This is a genomic window from Mycobacterium pinniadriaticum (assembly GCF_026242045.1).
Classification (GTDB): domain Bacteria; phylum Actinomycetota; class Actinomycetes; order Mycobacteriales; family Mycobacteriaceae; genus Mycobacterium; species Mycobacterium pinniadriaticum.
Genome location: NZ_JAPJDO010000017.1, coordinates 92,267 through 109,019, shown reverse-complemented (window position 1 = coordinate 109,019; position 16,753 = coordinate 92,267). Strand labels below are relative to the sequence as shown.

The 16,753-nt window shown below is 64.6% G+C and carries 16 protein-coding genes and 1 pseudogene; 11 read left to right on the top strand and 6 right to left on the bottom strand.

From position 1 onward, the window contains the following. Positions 1-369: 369 nt before the first annotated feature. From ORI27_RS19170 to ORI27_RS19125, 10 genes and pseudogenes are all read left to right on the top strand, one after another. Positions 370-1,083 (top strand): MlaE family ABC transporter permease, encoded by a 714-nt coding sequence (locus tag ORI27_RS19170; protein ID WP_265998591.1) that lies wholly within the window; start codon positions 370-372, stop codon positions 1,081-1,083. A 7-nt stretch (positions 1,084-1,090) separates the two neighbouring features. Beyond that, positions 1,091-1,945: an ABC transporter permease gene (locus ORI27_RS19165; protein WP_407666359.1), complete on the top strand. Its 855-nt coding sequence runs from the start codon at positions 1,091-1,093 to the stop codon at positions 1,943-1,945. Positions 1,946-1,947: 2 nt separating this feature from the next. After that, positions 1,948-3,309 (top strand): MCE family protein, encoded by a 1,362-nt coding sequence (locus ORI27_RS19160; protein ID WP_265998495.1) that lies wholly within the window; start codon positions 1,948-1,950, stop codon positions 3,307-3,309. Positions 3,310-3,337: 28 nt separating this feature from the next. Beyond that, positions 3,338-4,366, top strand: a complete 1,029-nt coding sequence (locus ORI27_RS19155; protein WP_265998496.1) for an MCE family protein — start codon at positions 3,338-3,340, stop codon at positions 4,364-4,366. Beyond that, on the top strand, positions 4,363-5,721 hold the full coding sequence (locus ORI27_RS19150; RefSeq protein WP_265998497.1) for an MCE family protein: 1,359 nt from the start codon (positions 4,363-4,365) through the stop codon (positions 5,719-5,721). Before ORI27_RS19155 ends, ORI27_RS19150 begins: the two co-directional genes overlap by 4 nt. Continuing rightward, positions 5,718-7,037: an MCE family protein gene (locus ORI27_RS19145; protein ID WP_265998498.1), complete on the top strand. Its 1,320-nt coding sequence runs from the start codon at positions 5,718-5,720 to the stop codon at positions 7,035-7,037. The genes ORI27_RS19150 and ORI27_RS19145 overlap by 4 nt, the downstream gene beginning before the upstream one ends. Beyond that, complete coding sequence (locus tag ORI27_RS19140) at positions 7,034-8,185, top strand: virulence factor Mce family protein (protein ID WP_265998499.1); 1,152 nt, start codon at positions 7,034-7,036, stop codon at positions 8,183-8,185. Before ORI27_RS19145 ends, ORI27_RS19140 begins: the two co-directional genes overlap by 4 nt. A gap of 1 nt (position 8,186) precedes the next feature. After that, positions 8,187-9,656, top strand: a complete 1,470-nt coding sequence (locus tag ORI27_RS19135) for an MCE family protein (protein WP_265998500.1) — start codon at positions 8,187-8,189, stop codon at positions 9,654-9,656. Continuing rightward, positions 9,623-9,989 (top strand): annotated as a pseudogene (locus tag ORI27_RS19130) (DUF732 domain-containing protein). The gene ORI27_RS19135 and the pseudogene ORI27_RS19130 overlap by 34 nt, the downstream one beginning before the upstream one ends. An 11-nt stretch (positions 9,990-10,000) precedes the next feature. Further along, the gene (locus tag ORI27_RS19125) at positions 10,001-10,489 is read left to right on the top strand and encodes a CAP domain-containing protein (protein WP_265998501.1); all 489 of its coding nucleotides are present in this window, start codon (positions 10,001-10,003) and stop codon (positions 10,487-10,489) included. A 1-nt stretch (position 10,490) separates the two neighbouring features. Here the strand turns inward: ORI27_RS19125 and ORI27_RS19120 are convergent, their stop codons facing one another. From ORI27_RS19120 to ORI27_RS19095, 6 genes are all read right to left on the bottom strand, one after another. Continuing rightward, a complete protein-coding gene (locus ORI27_RS19120) occupies positions 10,491-10,691 on the bottom strand; it encodes a hypothetical protein (RefSeq protein WP_265998502.1) in 201 nt (66 codons plus the stop codon). Continuing rightward, positions 10,691-11,149: a MaoC family dehydratase gene (locus ORI27_RS19115; RefSeq protein WP_265998503.1), complete on the bottom strand. Its 459-nt coding sequence runs from the start codon at positions 11,147-11,149 to the stop codon at positions 10,691-10,693. The genes ORI27_RS19120 and ORI27_RS19115 overlap by 1 nt, the downstream gene beginning before the upstream one ends. Positions 11,150-11,171: 22 nt before the next feature. Continuing rightward, entirely contained in the window at positions 11,172-12,068 is an 897-nt protein-coding gene (locus ORI27_RS19110) for an SDR family oxidoreductase (RefSeq protein WP_265998504.1), read from the bottom strand. Next, positions 12,065-13,198 (bottom strand): acyl-CoA dehydrogenase family protein, encoded by a 1,134-nt coding sequence (locus tag ORI27_RS19105; protein ID WP_265998505.1) that lies wholly within the window; start codon positions 13,196-13,198, stop codon positions 12,065-12,067. The genes ORI27_RS19110 and ORI27_RS19105 overlap by 4 nt, the downstream gene beginning before the upstream one ends. A gap of 5 nt (positions 13,199-13,203) precedes the next feature. Further along, positions 13,204-13,998, bottom strand: coding sequence for an enoyl-CoA hydratase-related protein (locus ORI27_RS19100; protein WP_265998506.1), 795 nt, complete (start codon positions 13,996-13,998; stop codon positions 13,204-13,206). Between the two features lie 129 nt (positions 13,999-14,127). Continuing rightward, complete coding sequence (locus ORI27_RS19095) at positions 14,128-15,816, bottom strand: AMP-binding protein (protein WP_265998507.1); 1,689 nt, start codon at positions 15,814-15,816, stop codon at positions 14,128-14,130. 61 nt (positions 15,817-15,877) lie between these two features. Between ORI27_RS19095 and ORI27_RS19090 the strand changes: the two genes are divergently transcribed. Beyond that, positions 15,878-16,609 (top strand): FadR/GntR family transcriptional regulator, encoded by a 732-nt coding sequence (locus tag ORI27_RS19090; protein ID WP_265998508.1) that lies wholly within the window; start codon positions 15,878-15,880, stop codon positions 16,607-16,609. Positions 16,610-16,753: the final 144 nt, after the last annotated feature.

The following is a 16,753-nucleotide window of genomic DNA, read 5'->3' as shown; positions in this document are numbered from 1 at the left end:
CATCCGCGATGCTTTGCGGAGCCGACGCTCATCGGAGAAACACGGCACGATTCGGCGGGGCGGGGACCGACTTCATCGCAATATCTTTCGGCCTACCCTTTCGGGGTAGAAAAAAGCCCCCATTGAGGAGCAGCAACCGCAAGCGCGGCCACGATACCGTTCCGCCATGCCGCCGGTTGTCATCGCTGAACACGGGCTGCCGTCTATTCCGGCGGCGCAACGCCCAGATTTCGGCGCGCGAATAGGAGCATCCAGCAAAACCGGCGGATATCGGTACCAGACTGTGGCCGAAGCGGATGCGAGGGGCAGACGGTGACCGCGGCGGTCACGTTAGCGAAGCCTGTTCGCGCTTTTGGTGGCTTCATCGGGATGTCGCTGGACACCCTTGTGCTGATGTTCCGCCCGCCATTCGCGTGGCGCGAATATCTGCTCCAAACCTGGTTCGTCGCGCGGGTTTCCGTGTTGCCGGCCCTGATGCTCACGCTGCCCTACTCGGTGCTGTTGGTTTTCACGTTCAACATCCTGCTCAGCGAGTTCGGCGCGGCCGACTTCTCCGGCACCGGCGCCGCCATCGGGACGGTGAACCAGATCGGCCCCATCGTGACCGTGCTGGTGGTCTCCGGTGCGGGGGCCACCGCCATGTGCGCGGACTTGGGCGCCCGCACGATCCGCGAGGAACTCGACGCGCTGCGGGTGATGGGTATCAATCCGATTCAGGCACTGGTGGTGCCACGGGTACTCGCCGCCACCACGGTGGCATTGGCTCTATCTGCCACAGTGATCTTGGCCGGCCTCACCGGCGCCTATATCTTCTGCGTCTACATCCAGCACGTCTCCCCCGGCGCATTTGCCGCCGGCATGACGCTGCTGACCGGCATGGGTGACGTCATCGTGTCACTGACGAAAGCGACGCTGTTCGGATTGGCCGCGGGCCTGATCGCGTGTTACAAAGGCATCTCGGTCGGCGGCGGCCCGGCCGGCGTCGGCAACGCCGTCAACGAGACCGTCGTGTTCACCTTCATGGTCCTGTTCGCGATCAACGTGATCGTGACCGCCGTCGGCATCCAGTTCACGGTGTCATGAGGCGCCGGTGACAGTCAGTTTCCCAAGCCGATTGCGTCCGAAGCTGACCGGCAGCCTCCAGGATGCAACCGCCGGCTGGAACAGGATCGGCGCGCAGACCCGGTTCTACGTCAAGACGCTGGCCGCCATCCCGGATGCGGTGACGCGATACCACAAGGAACTGTTGCGGCTGATTGCCCAGATGGGGCTGGGCGCCGGGGCGCTCGCGGTCGTCGGCGGGACCGTTGCGATCGTGGGCTTCTTGACGATGACCACCGGTGCATTGGTTGCCGTGCAGGGGTACAACCAGCTGGCATCGGTCGGCTTCGAGGCCTTGACCGGCTTCGCATCGGCATTTTTCAACGTTCGGCTTATCGTTCCGGGAACCGTCTCGGTGGCGCTGTCGGCGACCATCGGCGCGGGCGCCACCGCCCAGCTCGGTGCCATGCGCATCAACGAGGAGATCGACGCCCTCGAGGTGATCGGAATCCGCTCCGTGACCTACCTCGCCTCCACCCGGGTACTGGCCGGCGTCATCGTGGTCATCCCGCTGTACTGCATCGCGGTGATGATGGCGTTTCTCGCCGCCCGCACCGGTACGGTCGCCATCTACGGCCAGGGCTCGGGCGTCTACGACCACTACTTCAACACGTTCCTCAATCCCACCGACGTCATCTGGTCGTTCATGCAATCGGTCGCGATGACGATCGTCATCATGCTGGTGCACACCTACTACGGGTTCACCGCCAAGGGCGGTCCCGCCGGGGTGGGCGAGGCCGTCGGCCGAGCCGTACGCACCTCGATGGTCGTCGCGGCGGTGGAAATCGTGATGATCTCACTGGCCGTCTACGGTCAGTCCGGCAACTTCAACCTGGCCGGGTAGACATGGACGCGCGGCCTGGTGAAGACCGTCTTCGGGACGGCTGGTGGACGGTCATCCTGCTGGCGATCATCGCGGTGTTCTTCTTCGTGACCTCGACGTTGTTCGCGGGCACCTTCCGTTCCTACGTTCCGGTGACACTGACCTCGGATCGCAGCGGGCTGGTGATGGAGACCGGCGCCAAGGTCAAGATGCGCGGGGTTCAGGTCGGGCGGGTCGGTGCCATCACCGGCGGACAAGGTCCCACCAGCCTTCGGCTGGAGATCGAGCCGGACCAGGTCAGGTACATCCCGGCGAACGTCGGCGCGCAGATCAAGTCCACCACCGCCTTCGGCGCCAAATTCGTCGATCTGGTCTATCCGTCCGATCCGAGCCCGACACGGCTGGCCGCGGGGGCAGTCCTGCGGTCGAGCAATGTCACCACCGAGGTGAACACGGTCTTCGAGAACGTGGTCAACCTGCTGGACATGGTCGATCCGGCCAAACTCAACGCGGTACTGACGGCGGTGGCCGACGGGGTACGCGGCCAGGGGCCCCGGATGGGTGAGGCCACCACCGATCTCAACCAGGTGCTCAAGGCCCTCAACGAGCGCAGCGACACCATCCGCGCCGACTGGCGCTCCTTCAAGAATTTCAACGACACCTATGCCGCGGTCGCGCCCGACATCGTGGCCATCCTGAACGCCGGCAGCACCGTGAGCACCACGATTGCCACCCGTCAATCGTCGCTGGATGCCTTGCTGCTCAACACCGTCGGGTTTTCCCAGTCCGCCCGCGAACTGCTCGAACAGAGCGAGGAACCCCTCGTGCGGGCGGTCAACGTCCTGGAACCGACGACCAACCTGCTGCTGAAGTACAACCCGGTCTACACCTGCTGGTTGCAGGGCGCGTACTGGACACTGACCACCGGGGACGCCTACAACATCTGGGGCGGCCGGGACGGCAAGTCGGCCAACTTCGACGTCGCTCTGCTGCTGGGCAACGATCCCTACCAGTACCCCGATAATCTGCCGGTCGTCAACGCCAAAGGCGGCCCCGGTGGCAAACCCGGGTGCGGCTCGCTTCCCGACGCCACCAAGAACTTCCCCGTCCGCCAGCTCGTCACCGACACCGGCTGGGGCACCGGCCTGGATCTGCGGCCCAACCCGGGTCTCGGCCATCCCTGCTGGGCGAACTACTTCCCGGTCACCCGGGCGGTGCCGCAACCGCCAAGCATCCGCCAGTGCATTCCCGGCCCGGCGCCCGGACCGGACCCGGGCCCGGGGATGCCGCCCTATGGGGCGTCGTGGTACGGGCCCGGCGGGGTTCCGCTATGGCCCGGCGTCCCCCCGGCGCCACCCGAGCCGGGCCCGCCGCCGAACCCGTGACCATTCAGAACCGACAGGAGAATCAGTCGTGAGGGACAACCTGAGAGGCACCGTCTGGCGCCTCGGCGTCTTCCTCACCGTTTGCCTGCTCGGAGCCTTCGCCCTGCTCGCCGTCTTCGCCCAGTTCCGGTTCGCTGACGGGCAGACGTACAACGCGGTGTTCACCAACGTCACCGGCCTCAAGGAGGGCGACTTCGTGCGGGTCGCCGGAGTAGAGGTCGGCAAGGTGGAGAGCATCGCGATCAACCGGAACTCGACCGTCCGAGTCGCATTCTCGGCCAGCGACAAAGTGAATCTCACCGAAGGCACCCGCGCGGTGATCCGCTACGACAACGTCATCGGCGGCCGCTTTCTCGCCCTCGATGAGGGGGCCGGTGGCGTCAAACGCCTGCATCCCGGCGACACGATCCCGGTGAGCCGCACGGCGCCCGCGCTGGATCTGGACTCGGTGATCGGCGGGTTCAAACCACTGTTCCGGGCGCTCAGCCCCGAACAGGTGAATGCGTTGAGCGGGCAGCTCGACCAGGCCCTCCAAGGCCAGGGCCCGACCATCCAGTCCTTCCTCGACCAGGCCGCGGTGTTGACCAACACCCTGGCCGACCGGGACCAGTTGATCAGCGAGGTCGTCACGAACCTCAACACGGTGCTGGGCACCCTGGGCTCCCAGAGCGCCCAACTGGACAAGGCGGTGACGAACCTGTCCGGACTGGTGGAGGCTCTCAACGCTCGGAAGGCCGGCGTCGCCAACGCCTTCAGCGGCAGCAGCGCCGCAGCCGCCTCGGTGACCGACCTGCTGGTCCAGTCGCGGGGCCCGATTCAGAAGGTGGTCCACGAAACCGATCGGGTCTCCTCCATCGCCGTCGCCGACCACGAGTACCTGGAAACGCTGCTCGACACCCTGCCGGACAAGTACCGCCAATTGGGCCGGCAGGGCATGTACGGCGACTTCTTCAGTTTCTATCTGTGCGATTTGGTGCTGAAAATGAATGGCAAAGGCGGACAACCGGTTTACGTCAAAGTGGCCGGACAGGACACCGGGCGGTGCACGCCGAAATGAAATCCTTCTCCGAACGCAATCCGTTCGTCCTGGGCTTGGTGGGCGCCGTCGTCGTCGCCGGCGTGGTCATGGGCGCACTGAATTGGCAGAAACTGCCGTTCCTCAACCCCGGGCACAACTACTCGGCCTACTTCGCCGACGCCGGCGGCCTGTTCACCGGCGCTGGGGTCGAGGTGTCCGGCCTGCCGGTCGGCAAGGTGTCCAGTATCACGCTGGACGGCGCGCAGGTGCTGGTGACGTTCCGCATCAACGGCGACGTTCACCTCGGCGAGCGCACGACGGCGGCGATCAAGACGAAGGGTCTGCTCGGCACCAAGATGCTCGACGTCATCCCGCGCGGTGACGGTGGCCTGTCCGGCCCGATCCCCATCGACCGCACTACTTCGCCGTACCAACTGCCCGATGCCCTGGGCGACCTGACCACCACCATCAGCGGCCTCAACACCGATCAGCTGTCGGCGTCGCTGGCCACGATGGCCGAGACTTTCGCCGACACCCCGCCGGATCTGCGTAACGCGGTCAACGGTGTGGCGAGGTTCGCCGACACCCTCGACAAACAGGACGCACAACTGCGCAACCTTCTGGCGAATGCGGCCAAGACCACCGACGTGCTGGCCAAACGTACCGACCAGATCGTCCAGCTGGTGCGCGAGACCAACTCGCTGTTGGTCGCGTTGGAGGCCCAGAGCTCATCGCTGGATCGCATCTGGCGCAACATCTCGGCGGTGTCCCAGCAGCTGAAGGGGTTCATCGCCGAGAACCGGCAGCAACTCAAGCCGGCGCTGGAGAAGCTCAACGGGGTGCTGACGATCGTGGACGACCGCAAGGAACGCGTTCAGGACGCGATCAAACGGCTCAACAGCTACGCGATGTCACTCGGCGAGTCGGTCTCGTCCGGACCGTTCTTCAAGGCCTATGTGGTCAACCTGTTCCCTGGTCAGTTCGTCCAGCCGTTCATCGACGCGGCCTTCTCCGATCTGGGAGTGGACCCCGCAACGCTGCTGCCGTCGCTGCGCACCGACCCGCAGACCGGCCAGCCCGCGACACCGGCCCTGCCGGTGCCCTACCCCCGAACCGGGCAGGGCGGTGAACCCAACCTGAACCTGCCCGATGCGATCACCGGCAACCCTGGCGATCAGGGCTGCGGTCCGCCGGGCCTGCCGTTGCCCGGACCCACCGGGTGCTACCCGTATCGCGAGCCGTTGCCTGCACCGCCACCGGGTGGCCCGCCGCCAGGCCCGCCTGCAATATCGCCGCCGGAGATCGCATCGGTGCCGGAGCCGACACCTGCCCCCTTCTTCGTGCCCGCACCCGGTGAACCACCGGCGGACGGCCAGCCCGGAGGCCAACAATGACCAGATTGCGTAACTCCCGCACCGCACTTGCCACTCTGTTGGTGGTGACCCTGCTCGCCGGACTGGTAATGGCGGTGCGAGCGGTCGACCACATCGGCCGAACGGAGGTGATCGGGTACTTCGACAACAGCAACGCGCTGTTCCCGGGTGACGACGTCAGGATTCTCGGGGTGCCGGTGGGCCAGGTCGCCAAGGTCGAGCCGCAGCCGGACGGAGTCAAGATCACCTTCTGGTTCAACCGCGAGTACAAAGTCCCCGCTGATGCCAAAGCCGCGATACTGTCCCCGATGCTGGTCACCGGCCGGGCCATCCAGTTGACACCGGCCTATACCGGTGGGCCGGTGATGAAGGACGGCGCGGTCATTCCCCGAAACCGGACGGCAGTACCGGTCGAGTGGGACGAGGTGCGCATTCAGCTCAAACGCCTCACCGAATTGCTGAAGCCCACCGCTCCGGGCGGAGTGAGCACGTTGGGAGCGTTCGTCAACACGGCCGCGGATAATCTGCGCGGGCAGGGCGGCAACATCCGCGAGACGATCATCAAGCTGTCCCAGGCCATGTCGGTGTTGGGCGATCACAGCGGAGACATTTTCGCCACCTTCAAGAATCTCTCCATCTTCGTAACCGCCCTTCAAGGCAGCAGCGATCTGCTCGGTCAGCTCAACGAGAACCTGGCGACCGTGACCGGTCTGCTTGCCAATGATCCGACCAAGGTCGGTGACGCCTTCGTGGACATGAATTCGGTCATCGGGGACGTCAAGCAGTTCGCCGACGAAAACAGTGAAACCATCGGTATCACCTTCGACAAGCTGGCCTCGATCAGCACCGCGCTCGACCAGAGCCGGGAGGACATCAAGCAGACGCTGCACATCGCGCCGACGACGGTGCAGAACTTCAACAACATCTACGAGGCGAGCAACGGCGCCTTCACCGGGGCGCTGGCGGTCAACAACTTCGCCAACCCGATCTCGTTTTTGTGCGGCGCGATCCAAGCGGCTTCGCGCCTCGGCGCCGAGCAGGCCTCGAAGCTGTGTGTGCAATACCTGGCGCCGATCATCAAGAACCGCCAGTACAACTTCCCGCCGCTCGGCGAGAACCTGCTCGTCGGGGCCCAGGCGCGACCGAACGAGGTGACTTACAGCGAGGATCGGCTGCGCCCCGATTTTGTTCCGCCGGCCGTCGCGCCCGTCTCCGCACCCGTTGCCGCATCGGCGCCCGACGCGCCGCTGCCGGCCGAGGCCGCCGCACCCACTGGGACTACCGACCCGACAGGCGGTTTGACCGCAATGATGACTCCCCCCGGTGGTGGCTCATGACGTGCCGAAGCTGGCGAGGCCGGGCGGTCAGCATCGCGCTGATCGCGACCGTCGCCGCCGGGTCATCGAGCTGCGACCTCAAAGGCTGGCAGGGACTCAATTCGCTGCCCCTGCCCGGTACCGCGGGCAACGGGCCCGGATCGTTCGTCATCCAGGCCGAAATGCCCGATATCAACAACATTCAGCCCAACTCGCGAGTCCGCGTCGGCGACGCCACGGTCGGCCATATCACCGGGATCGAATTGCAGGGCTGGCATGCGCTGGTGACCATGCGAGTCGACGGCACTGTCGACCTGCCGGCCAACTCGACGGCCAAGATCGGGTTGACCAGCATCCTTGGTTCGCAGCACATCGAACTGAGCCCACCGGCGGGTGAGCCACCCCAAGGCCGCCTGCACGAAGGTTCGCTGATCCCGCTGGACCACTCGGCGTCTTATCCCACCGTCGAACAGACGCTGGCCGCGGTGTCGACCGTGCTCAACGGCGGCGGACTGGCCCAAATCCAAGACATCACCGAGGCATTCAGCACCGCATTTCGCGGCCGGGAGCAGGACCTGCGGAGCATGATCGCCGAACTGGACAGGTTCGCCGCGAACTTCAACGACCAGACCGACGACATCATCGCAGCTACCGACAGTCTCAACAAGCTCGCCGGCACATTCGCCGCAAATCAGCCCGTGCTGGACAAGGCACTCAAGACCGTCCCCGAGGCCTTGGCCGTGCTCAACGCCGAGCGTGACAATCTCGCCGAGGCCGCCGATCAGCTCGGCAGGTTCGGCGACCGAGTTGTCAGTACCGTCGAGCAAACCAAGGCTAATCTGGTCAAAGAGCTGAAAGACATTGGGCCGGTGCTCGAATCGCTGGCCAACGCCGGCCCCGCCATGACCCGCGCGCTGAGCCTCATCCTGACGTTCCCGTTTCCCAACGAGACGATCGAGAAGTGGCAGCGCGGCGACTACGCCAACATGACGGCGATCGTGGACCTGACGTTGAGCCGCATCGACCAAGGCATCTTCACCGGTACCCGATGGGAAGGCAACCTCACCGAGCTCGAAATGCAGTGGGGCCGCACGATCGGCCAGTTCCCCAGTCCGTATACCAAGGAGAACCCGCTGGTGGTCCCCTACCGATTCGATCAGGGGCCCTAACATGCACCTCACTCGACGAATGTTGTTGCAGTTGGCCATCTTCACAGTCATCGCGCTCACTGCCATCACGGTGATGGGTCTGCAGTTCCTGAAACTACCGGCGAAACTGTTCGGTGTGGGTCGCTACAGCGTCACCATGCAACTCCCGGAAAGCGGCGGCCTGTACGGCACCGGCAACGTCACCTACCGCGGCGTCGAGGTCGGGCGCGTGCAGTCGGTGAAACTCAACGACTCGGGAGTCGCGGCAGTCCTGTCGCTGAAGTCGGGCATCGACATTCCGTCCGATCTGAAAGCCGAGGTACACAGCCAGTCCGCGATCGGCGAGCAGTACGTCGATCTGGTGCCCCGCAACGGGACCTCGAGGCCGCTGCGGGACGGGGACGTCATCGCCGAGTCCGACACCTCGGTGCCGCCGGACATCAATTCGCTTCTGGACGCCGCCAATTCCGGCCTTAAGGCGATCCCACGGGAGAACCTCAAGACCGCGATCGACGAGGCTTACACGGCGGTCGGCGGCCTCGGACCGCAGCTGTCCGACATCGTCAAGGGCTCGACGACGCTGGCGATCGACGCGCGCAAGAATCTCGACCCGCTGATCGATCTCATCGACAACGCCAAACCGGTTCTGGATTCCCAGACCAACTCCGCACAAGCGATTCAGGCCTGGGCATCGCACCTCGCCACGGTGACCGGCGACCTGGAGAAGAAGAACGACGCCGTGGCTGGTTTCATCGATCAGGAGGGCATCATCGTGACCTCCGAGGAAGCCCGCAAACTGACCGAGCGGCTCAAGCCGACCCTGCCGGTTCTGGCGGCCAACCTGGCCAGCGTCGGCCAGGTTGCCCTCACCTACCAGAACGACATCGAGCAGTTGCTGGTCGTCTTGCCGCAAGCTGTGGCGGCCGGGCAGGGCACCTTCGTCGCCAACGCCAATACGAAACAGGCCTATAAGGGCGAGTATCTGTCGTTCAACCTCAACCTGAACCTTCCGCCGGCGTGCACCACTGGATTCCTGCCGGCTCAGCAAGCGCGCATCCCCAGCCTGGTCGATTATCCGGATCGGGCGGCCGGCGACCTGTACTGCCGCACACCGCAGGACTCGCCGTTCAATGTCCGTGGCGCACGTAACATCCCGTGCGAGACCAAACCGTGGAAACGGGCGCCGACAGTGAAGCTGTGTGAGAGCGACGAGGAGTACGTGCCGCTCAACGACGGCATGAACTGGAAAGGTGATCCCAACGCGACGCTTTCGGGTCAAGGCATCCCCGATATTCCGCCGGGATCTCCGCCCGCGGAACCGGACATGCCAACAGCGCCTCCACCACCGGCCATGGTGGGGGTCGCGGAGTACGACCCAGCAACCGGTACCTATGTCGGTCCGAACGGTCGCGTCTACACCCAGTCCCAACTCGCCCAACCCGCCAAGCAGGACAACTCATGGCAGTCAATGCTCTTGCCGCCCGGGTCGTAATCGCCGGCACCCTGGGTGCCATGGCGATGTTGGGTAGTGTCAGCGCGGCCCAGTCCGCTCGCGCGGACAGCGTGGCTTTATCTGGTGAACGTCACGGTCCGCCCGGGCTATAACTTCCCCAACGCCGATACTGCGCTGGCCTATGGGTACGGTGTCTGCGACAAGATCGGCCGGGGCGAAGGGTATCGGCAACTGGTCGCCGAGGTGATGGATGACTTCAACAGCGGCGACGCTTACCAGGGCGTCTACCTGATCAACCAGGCGGCCAACGAATTGTGTCCGGCGCTGATCTGGCAGTTGCGACAATCCGCCGCGGGCTACACCGGCCAGTAGGAGACAACCCGATGTCACGCAGAAGGATTGGACGATCAGGTGCGGTATGCGTCGCTGTGCTGGGCATACTTGCCGCCGTCGTGCCCGCCGCACATGCCGACAACTCTCGGCTCAACAATGGCGTCGTCGCCAACGTGTACACCATCCAGCGTCAAGCCGGCTGTACCAGCAGTATCAAGAAAGACCCCGCACTCACGCTCGCCGCGCAGTGGCACACCGATGATGTCATGAACAACCGCGCTCTCGACGGCGATATCGGGTCGGACGGCTCCACGCCGCAGTCCCGCGCCGCCGCTGCGGGTTTCACAGGTACTGTCGCACAGACCGTCGCCATCAATCCCGCGCTGGCGATCAATAACATCGAGATACTCAACCAGAGGTATTACAACCCGGCCTACTTCGCGATCATGTCCGACTGCGCCAACACCGCAATCGGGGTGTGGTCGGAGAATAGTCTGGACCGCTCGGTCGTGGTCGCGGTCTACGGCAAGCCGGCCTAGTTCAATCGGCGCGGGCGACCAGAGCGATCGATACCGGACCGAGCACGCCCAGCGCCATCCCGGCCAGCACCCAGAGTGCGTTGTCCCGCGCTTCGGCGATGGCCGCCAGGGCTAGTCCGGCAAGTGCGCACAGAAGGGATAGCACCATGGTGATCAGCGGGCGGGTGTTGTGATGGTCGGTGGCGACCGCCTTGCGGTCCATCAGAAGACATACCTTCCGATCATCAGGGCAACCGCGGCCGGCTTCTCACTTCCCTCGACCTCGACGGTGTGTTGAACCGTCAGATGCACTGTGGAGGAGCTGATCTGATCGACGAGGGCCAGTTCAGAGCGCACCCGGACGCGTGCACCCGCTGCCACAGGAGCGACGAACCGTACCTTGTTGAGTCCGTAGTTGATGCCCATCTTGGCGTTGTCGACGACGAAGCATTGCTTGCTCAGGTCGGGAATCAGCGACAACGTCAGTAACCCGTGCGCGATAGCCGTGCCGTAGGGGCTCTCGGCCGCGGCGCGCTGCGGATCGACGTGGATCCACTGGTGGTCCCCGGTCGCCGCGGCGAAGGCGTCGATGCGCGACTGATCTATCCGTAGCCAATCGCTGACCCCAAGCGGGCTGCCAACAGCGGCAACCGCGTCATCAATGGATGTGATCACCCGCATCCCATACCCTTTCTTGTCGGCGTCAGACTGTTCGAGCCGCCTTGGCTGTGTCCGAGGCTGCCTTGCTTCGCTCGCGGGCGCGTGCCCAGTCTTCATCGTTCATCGCGGTCAACGCGGCGAACGTGTTCGGGCCGGCCAGCCGTTGTCCGCCGTCCATTGCGATGGTCTCCCCCGTCAAGTACTCACACGCGTCCGAAAAGGCGAAGATGGTCAGGTTCGCCAGCTCGTCGATGGTTCCCGTTCGTCCCATCGGAATCTGGTCTGCCTGGGTGGCGCCGGCCGAACTCTCGTCGGTGGGATTGAGCATTTCCCAGGCGTACTCCGTCGGGATGGGTCCGGGCGCAAGCGCATTGATCCGAATTCCGTAACGGCCCCATTCGACGGCAAGTGACATGGTCATTGCGTGAACCGCGGCTTTGGCCATGGCCGAGGGCACCACGAACGCTGAGCCGCTCCACACCCAGGTGGTCAGATTCGACAGCACCACGCCGGGCAGTCCCTCAGCGATCCAGCGCTTCCCAGCGGCGAGTGTCGTGTTGAACGACCCCGTCATGACGGTGGAGGTGACGGCATCAAACGCCCGCGGGCTCAGCGTCACCGTCGGCGCGATGAAGTTCGCGGCCGCATTGTTGAGCACGCCGGTCAACGCGCCGTGCTGGTGCCAGATCTCGTCAACGGCGGCCGAAACCGCATCGAAATCACGAACATTCACCGCCTGGTAGTGCGCGCAGTCCGGCTTGTCAGCAGAGATTTCGGCAACCGCGTCGGCCAGGACATTCTCTCGTCGTCCCCAGATGTGTACGTGGGCGCCATGGGCGACCAGTCGGGCGGCGACCCCGCGCCCGAGTCCGGTGCCGCCACCGGTGATCAGGATCCGCTTGCCCGCCAGGGCGTCCGGCGCGAATATACTTCTGCTCATAACCCGAGACTCTTGCCGATGATGTCGCGCTGAACCTCGTTGGCACCGCCATAGATGGGCGGTGCGAGTGCCTTTCGCACCTGGAGTTCCATCCCGTATTCGACGGTATAGCCGTTGCCGCCCATCAGCTGGACGCCCTCGAGCGCCGCCCGCTTGGCGACCTCGGTGCACTTGAGCTTGGCGATCGAACCCTCCCGGGCCAGTTGATCCTCGAGACCGGCGTCGATCTGCGCCGCCACCTGGTAGACGTAGGCACGGCAGCAATCGATTTCAGCCACCAGATCGGCCAGACGGTGCCGAACTGCCTGGAAACTACTGATCGACCGACCGAACTGCTCACGTTGCCGCACGTAGTTGATGGTGTCCTCGAGCGAGCGTCGTGCCGCTCCAATGGACATCGCTGCGATGATCAATCGCTCCACGTTGAGGCCGCGCATCAACCGGTGCCAGGCGTCCCCGACCCCCCCGATGACGTTGTCGGCGGGGATGAGGACATCGGTGAAGAAGACCTCGTTGACGGTATGGCCGTCCATGGTGATGATCGGCTTGATCTCCAGCCCCGGCGTGTCAGTGGTCAGATAGAGCAGGGTGAGTCCCTGGTGCTTACCGCCTTCGGTGGAGGTCCGGGTGAGGACCAGGAGATGGTCGGCCAAGTGGGCGGCGGTGATCCAGGTCTTCTGCCCGTTGACCACGAAGTGATCGCCGTCGCGGACCGCCTTGGTGCGCACCGAGCCCAGATCCGACCCGGCACCAGGCTCCGAGAGCGCGATCGCCTCGAACCGCCCCAGGCACAGGTTGCCCAGCACCTCTTTCTTCTGCGCCTCGGTGCCGTGCCTCAGGTAGGTCTGCGCGGCGGTCAGCCCGGTGCCGTATGCGTGGATGGGCGCCAGGCCGCGAGCCGTCTCCTCAAGGAAGATGCACTCTTCGACCATCCCGGCTCCCCCACCGCCGTATTCGGCGGGTAGCGACACCCCGAGCCACCCGAGGTTGGCGAGGCGCAAGAGCAATTCGGGGCTGTTGGACAACCGGTGACCGTCGGTGAGGTTCGCACGCTGCTCGGTGGTCGCGCAGTTCTCGGCACAGAACTGTTCGATGGCGTGCGCGAAATCGAGCTGTTCGGCGGTGAACACGTGCCTCAATTACCCCGGTACGGAGCGAAGTCCGGTGCGCGCTTCTCGTTGAACGCTGCAACGCCTTCCTTCGCTTCAGCCGTCTCGCCGAACAGCTTCAGATTGGAGTACGCCATCTGCCCCATCGAGGCGAACTGTTCGGTGTCGGTATTGAAGGATTGTTTGAGAACCTTCAGTGACGTGGGAGACAGCTGCAGGATCTCATCGGCCCAGGCCCGCACCTCCGTCTTGAGCTGATCGGCAGGCACCACCTTGTTGACCAGTCCCCACTCGTAGGCTTGCTGGGCCGAATACCGTCGGCACAGGAACCAGATCTCGCGGGCGCGTTTCTCACCGACCACCCGGGCCAAGTAGCCGGTGCCGAACCCAGCATCGAACGAACCGACCCGCGGGCCGTTCTGCCCGAACACCGCGGTTTCCGAAGCGATGGTCAGGTCGCACAGCACATGCAGGACATGCCCCCCACCGATGGCGAAACCGTTCACCGCCGCGATAACCGGCTTGGGTGCGTCACGGATCACCCGATGTAGCGAATCGACTTCAAACAGGCCACTATCCGAAGGCCCGTAGTCGCCGGTCTCGGCCCGCTGCTTCTGGTCACCCCCTGTGCAGAAGGCCTTCTCGCCGGCGCCGGTCAGACAGATGACGCCGACCTCGGCACTGCCCCAGGCCGTCTTGAAGGCCTTGATGAGTTCGTCGATGGTACGGGCGCGGAAGGAGTTGTAACGATCCGGTCGGTTTATCGTGATCCAGGCCAGGCCGTTGTCGACCTCGTAGGTGATATCGGTGAAGTCAGTCATGCTGTCGCCCTTCGTCTTTGATCGGCCGGCCGGTGGCGGCCCAAGCTGACGCCAAGACCGATAGTCCACACTTTGGTCATACCATAATACCAATAACTCTGGCCATCAAGGGCCGGATTTCGACGGCGCTCAGCGCTCCCGGAATTCTTCAGGCAGCGACTCCGCGGCATTCTCCCGGTTCCGCAGTTCGACCCTGCGGATCTTGCCGGAGATGGTCTTGGGCAGTTCGGTGAACTCGATGCGCCGGATCCGTTGGTAGGGCGCCAGGTTCTCGTGGGCGTAGGCGAAGATGGCATCGGCGGTGGTGCGGTCCGGTGACCAACCCGACGCCAGGCTGATATACGCCTTGGGCACCGCCAGGCGCAGTTCGTCGGGGGCGGGCACCACCGCCGCCTCGGCGACCGCCGGATGCTCGATCAAGACGCTCTCGAGCTCGAAAGGCGAGATCTTGTAGTCCGAGGCCTTGAACACGTCGTCGGTGCGGCCGATGTAGGTGATGTAGCCGTCGGTGTCCCGACTCGCGACGTCGCCGGTGTGGTAGTAGCCGCCCGCCATGACCTCGTCGTTGCGCTCGGGATCACCGAGATAGCCGGTCATCAGATTCACCGGCTGATCAGCCAGCCGCAGGCAGATCTCCCCCTCGTCGGCCGCCTCGCCGGTGACCGGATCGACGATCTCGACGGGAATGCCGGGCAGCGGTCGACCCATCGACCCCGGCTTGACCACCGCGCCCGGGGTGTTGCCGACCAACGCGGTGCACTCGGTCTGTCCGAAGCCGTCCCTGATGGTCAATCCCCAGCGGTTGCGAACCTGCGCGATCACCTCCGGATTGAGCGGCTCGCCGGCGCCCATCACCTCGCGCAGCGCCGGCGGCCTGTCCCCCAGGTGCGCCTGAATCAGCATGCGCCACACGGTCGGAGGGGCACACAGCGACGTCACCGCGACATGCTGCATCATCTCCAGGAACTTGGTCGGGTCGAAGCGAGTGTAGTTGTAGGCCACGATGGTGGACTCGGCGATCCACGGTGCGAAGAACGAGCTCCAGGCGTGCTTGGCCCAGCCCGGGGAGCTGATGTTGAGGTGGACATCGCCCGGGCGCAGGCCGATGAAGTACATGGTCGACAGATGCCCGACGGGATAGGAACGGTGGGTGTGCTCGACGAGCTTGGGGTGACTGGTCGTCCCCGAGGTGAAATAGACCAGCATCGGGTCGTCTGGCGACGTCGTGGCACGGAATGACGCAGGCGCTTCGACTTCGTCGGAATCCCGGTAACGCCGCCACGGTGTGGGCGCGTCGCCGACCGAGATCCGACCGTAATCACCGGTGATGGCGGCGAACTTCTCCGTCTCCTCGGCGTTGGTGATGACGTGGGCCACCTCACCGCGCGACAGCCGGTCGGCGAGATCCTTCGGGCCCAGCGCTGTCGTGGCCGGCAGGATGACCGCGCCCAGCTTCATCACCGCCAGCATCGACTCCCACAATTCGACCTGGTTGCCCAGCATCAGCATCACCCGGTCGCCGACCTTGACACCACCCTCGGCAAGCCACCGTCCGACACGGTCGGACCGGCGCGCCATTTCTTGAAAAGAATAGGATTCGTCGGAGCCGTCGTCGCCGACGATGCGCAAGGCGGTTCGCCGGTTGTCGTGCGCGACGCAGTCGAACCAGTCTATCGCCCAATTGAATCGGCTCCCGACATCAGGCCACTGGAAGCCAGATGCCGCGTCGTACTCCTCGCGGTGTTCGATCAGAAAGTTGCGGGCGACGCGGTAGGCGGCGGTTGCGCCATCGAATGTCGGCGCGGCGGCATCAGTCACTCTTCATCTCCTGGAAGTTACTATCTCGGTAATCGGCAACCCCTGCCAAAGGAGGCCATGGATGGCACGCCGTGAACCGGCGGCGCGCTCGTCGCGGGCCGAAGTGGTGGCCGCCGACCTCGAGCACGAGATCATGTCTGAGCGCCTGCCGGTCGGCGCCCACCTCGGCCGGCGCGCGGAGTTGATGGATCGCTTCGGCATCAGCCCTACGGTGATGAACGAAACCTTGCGGATTCTGCGGGACCGCGACCTCGTGTCGGTGCGCCCGGGTCCCGGCGGCGGGATCACCGTCGCCAACACGCCGCCGCAGGTGCGAACCGGTGCGTTGGACCTGTGGTTCCAGCCGTCGAACCCCCATCCCCTCGACCTCTTCGAAGCGCGCCTGTACCTGGAGTTCGGACTGACCAAGGCCGCCTTCGAACGCGCCACCAGCGCAGACATCGCCGCAATGCGCACCGCGATGGTGCGCATGCGGGCCAGCCAGGAAGCACCGGAATTCTTCAACGCTGTGCTGAACTTCCACGCTGTCGTCGCGGCGGCAGCTCATATTCCCGTCCTCGAGGGAATGCACCAGCTCATCATCACCAGCATCAAAGCTGTGCTGAGCCGGGTTACCTTCGTCAAGGACCATGAGCCCCTGGTAGCCGGCAGCCTGGTCGTTCACGACGACATCGTCGCCGCTATCGCGGTTCATGATCAGGCGGCGTTCGTCGACGCGATCAATCGCCACGACCTCGACCTCATCCGGGCCGACGACCCGGAGCGCACCCCGCACACGCCACAACACCCGTAAGACCAGCGAAGTCCGCCCAACGCCCCCGGCCCGGGGGCGATGTGAGGCTGCCTGCATGCAGTCACTCCTACCACCGACAATATGTGATCCACAACATTCTGCATCAACATCTTGAATTATGCATGCATAATCGTTTACGCTCGC

Bases quoted from the DNA above. Each gene is read 5' to 3' on its own strand.
- ORI27_RS19170 (WP_265998591.1), top strand. From the start codon at position 370: ATGTCGCTGGACACCCTTGTGCTGATGTTCCGCCCGCCATTCGCGTGG.
- ORI27_RS19160 (WP_265998495.1), top strand. From the start codon at position 1,948: ATGGACGCGCGGCCTGGTGAAGACCGTCTTCGGGACGGCTGGTGGACG.
- ORI27_RS19150 (WP_265998497.1), top strand. From the start codon at position 4,363: ATGAAATCCTTCTCCGAACGCAATCCGTTCGTCCTGGGCTTGGTGGGC.
- ORI27_RS19145 (WP_265998498.1), top strand. From the start codon at position 5,718: ATGACCAGATTGCGTAACTCCCGCACCGCACTTGCCACTCTGTTGGTG.
- ORI27_RS19140 (WP_265998499.1), top strand. From the start codon at position 7,034: ATGACGTGCCGAAGCTGGCGAGGCCGGGCGGTCAGCATCGCGCTGATC.
- ORI27_RS19135 (WP_265998500.1), top strand. From the start codon at position 8,187: ATGCACCTCACTCGACGAATGTTGTTGCAGTTGGCCATCTTCACAGTC.
- ORI27_RS19125 (WP_265998501.1), top strand. From the start codon at position 10,001: ATGTCACGCAGAAGGATTGGACGATCAGGTGCGGTATGCGTCGCTGTG.
- ORI27_RS19120 (WP_265998502.1), bottom strand. From the start codon at position 10,691: ATGGACCGCAAGGCGGTCGCCACCGACCATCACAACACCCGCCCGCTG.
- ORI27_RS19115 (WP_265998503.1), bottom strand. From the start codon at position 11,149: ATGCGGGTGATCACATCCATTGATGACGCGGTTGCCGCTGTTGGCAGC.
- ORI27_RS19110 (WP_265998504.1), bottom strand. From the start codon at position 12,068: ATGAGCAGAAGTATATTCGCGCCGGACGCCCTGGCGGGCAAGCGGATC.
- ORI27_RS19100 (WP_265998506.1), bottom strand. From the start codon at position 13,998: ATGACTGACTTCACCGATATCACCTACGAGGTCGACAACGGCCTGGCC.
- ORI27_RS19090 (WP_265998508.1), top strand. From the start codon at position 15,878: ATGGCACGCCGTGAACCGGCGGCGCGCTCGTCGCGGGCCGAAGTGGTG.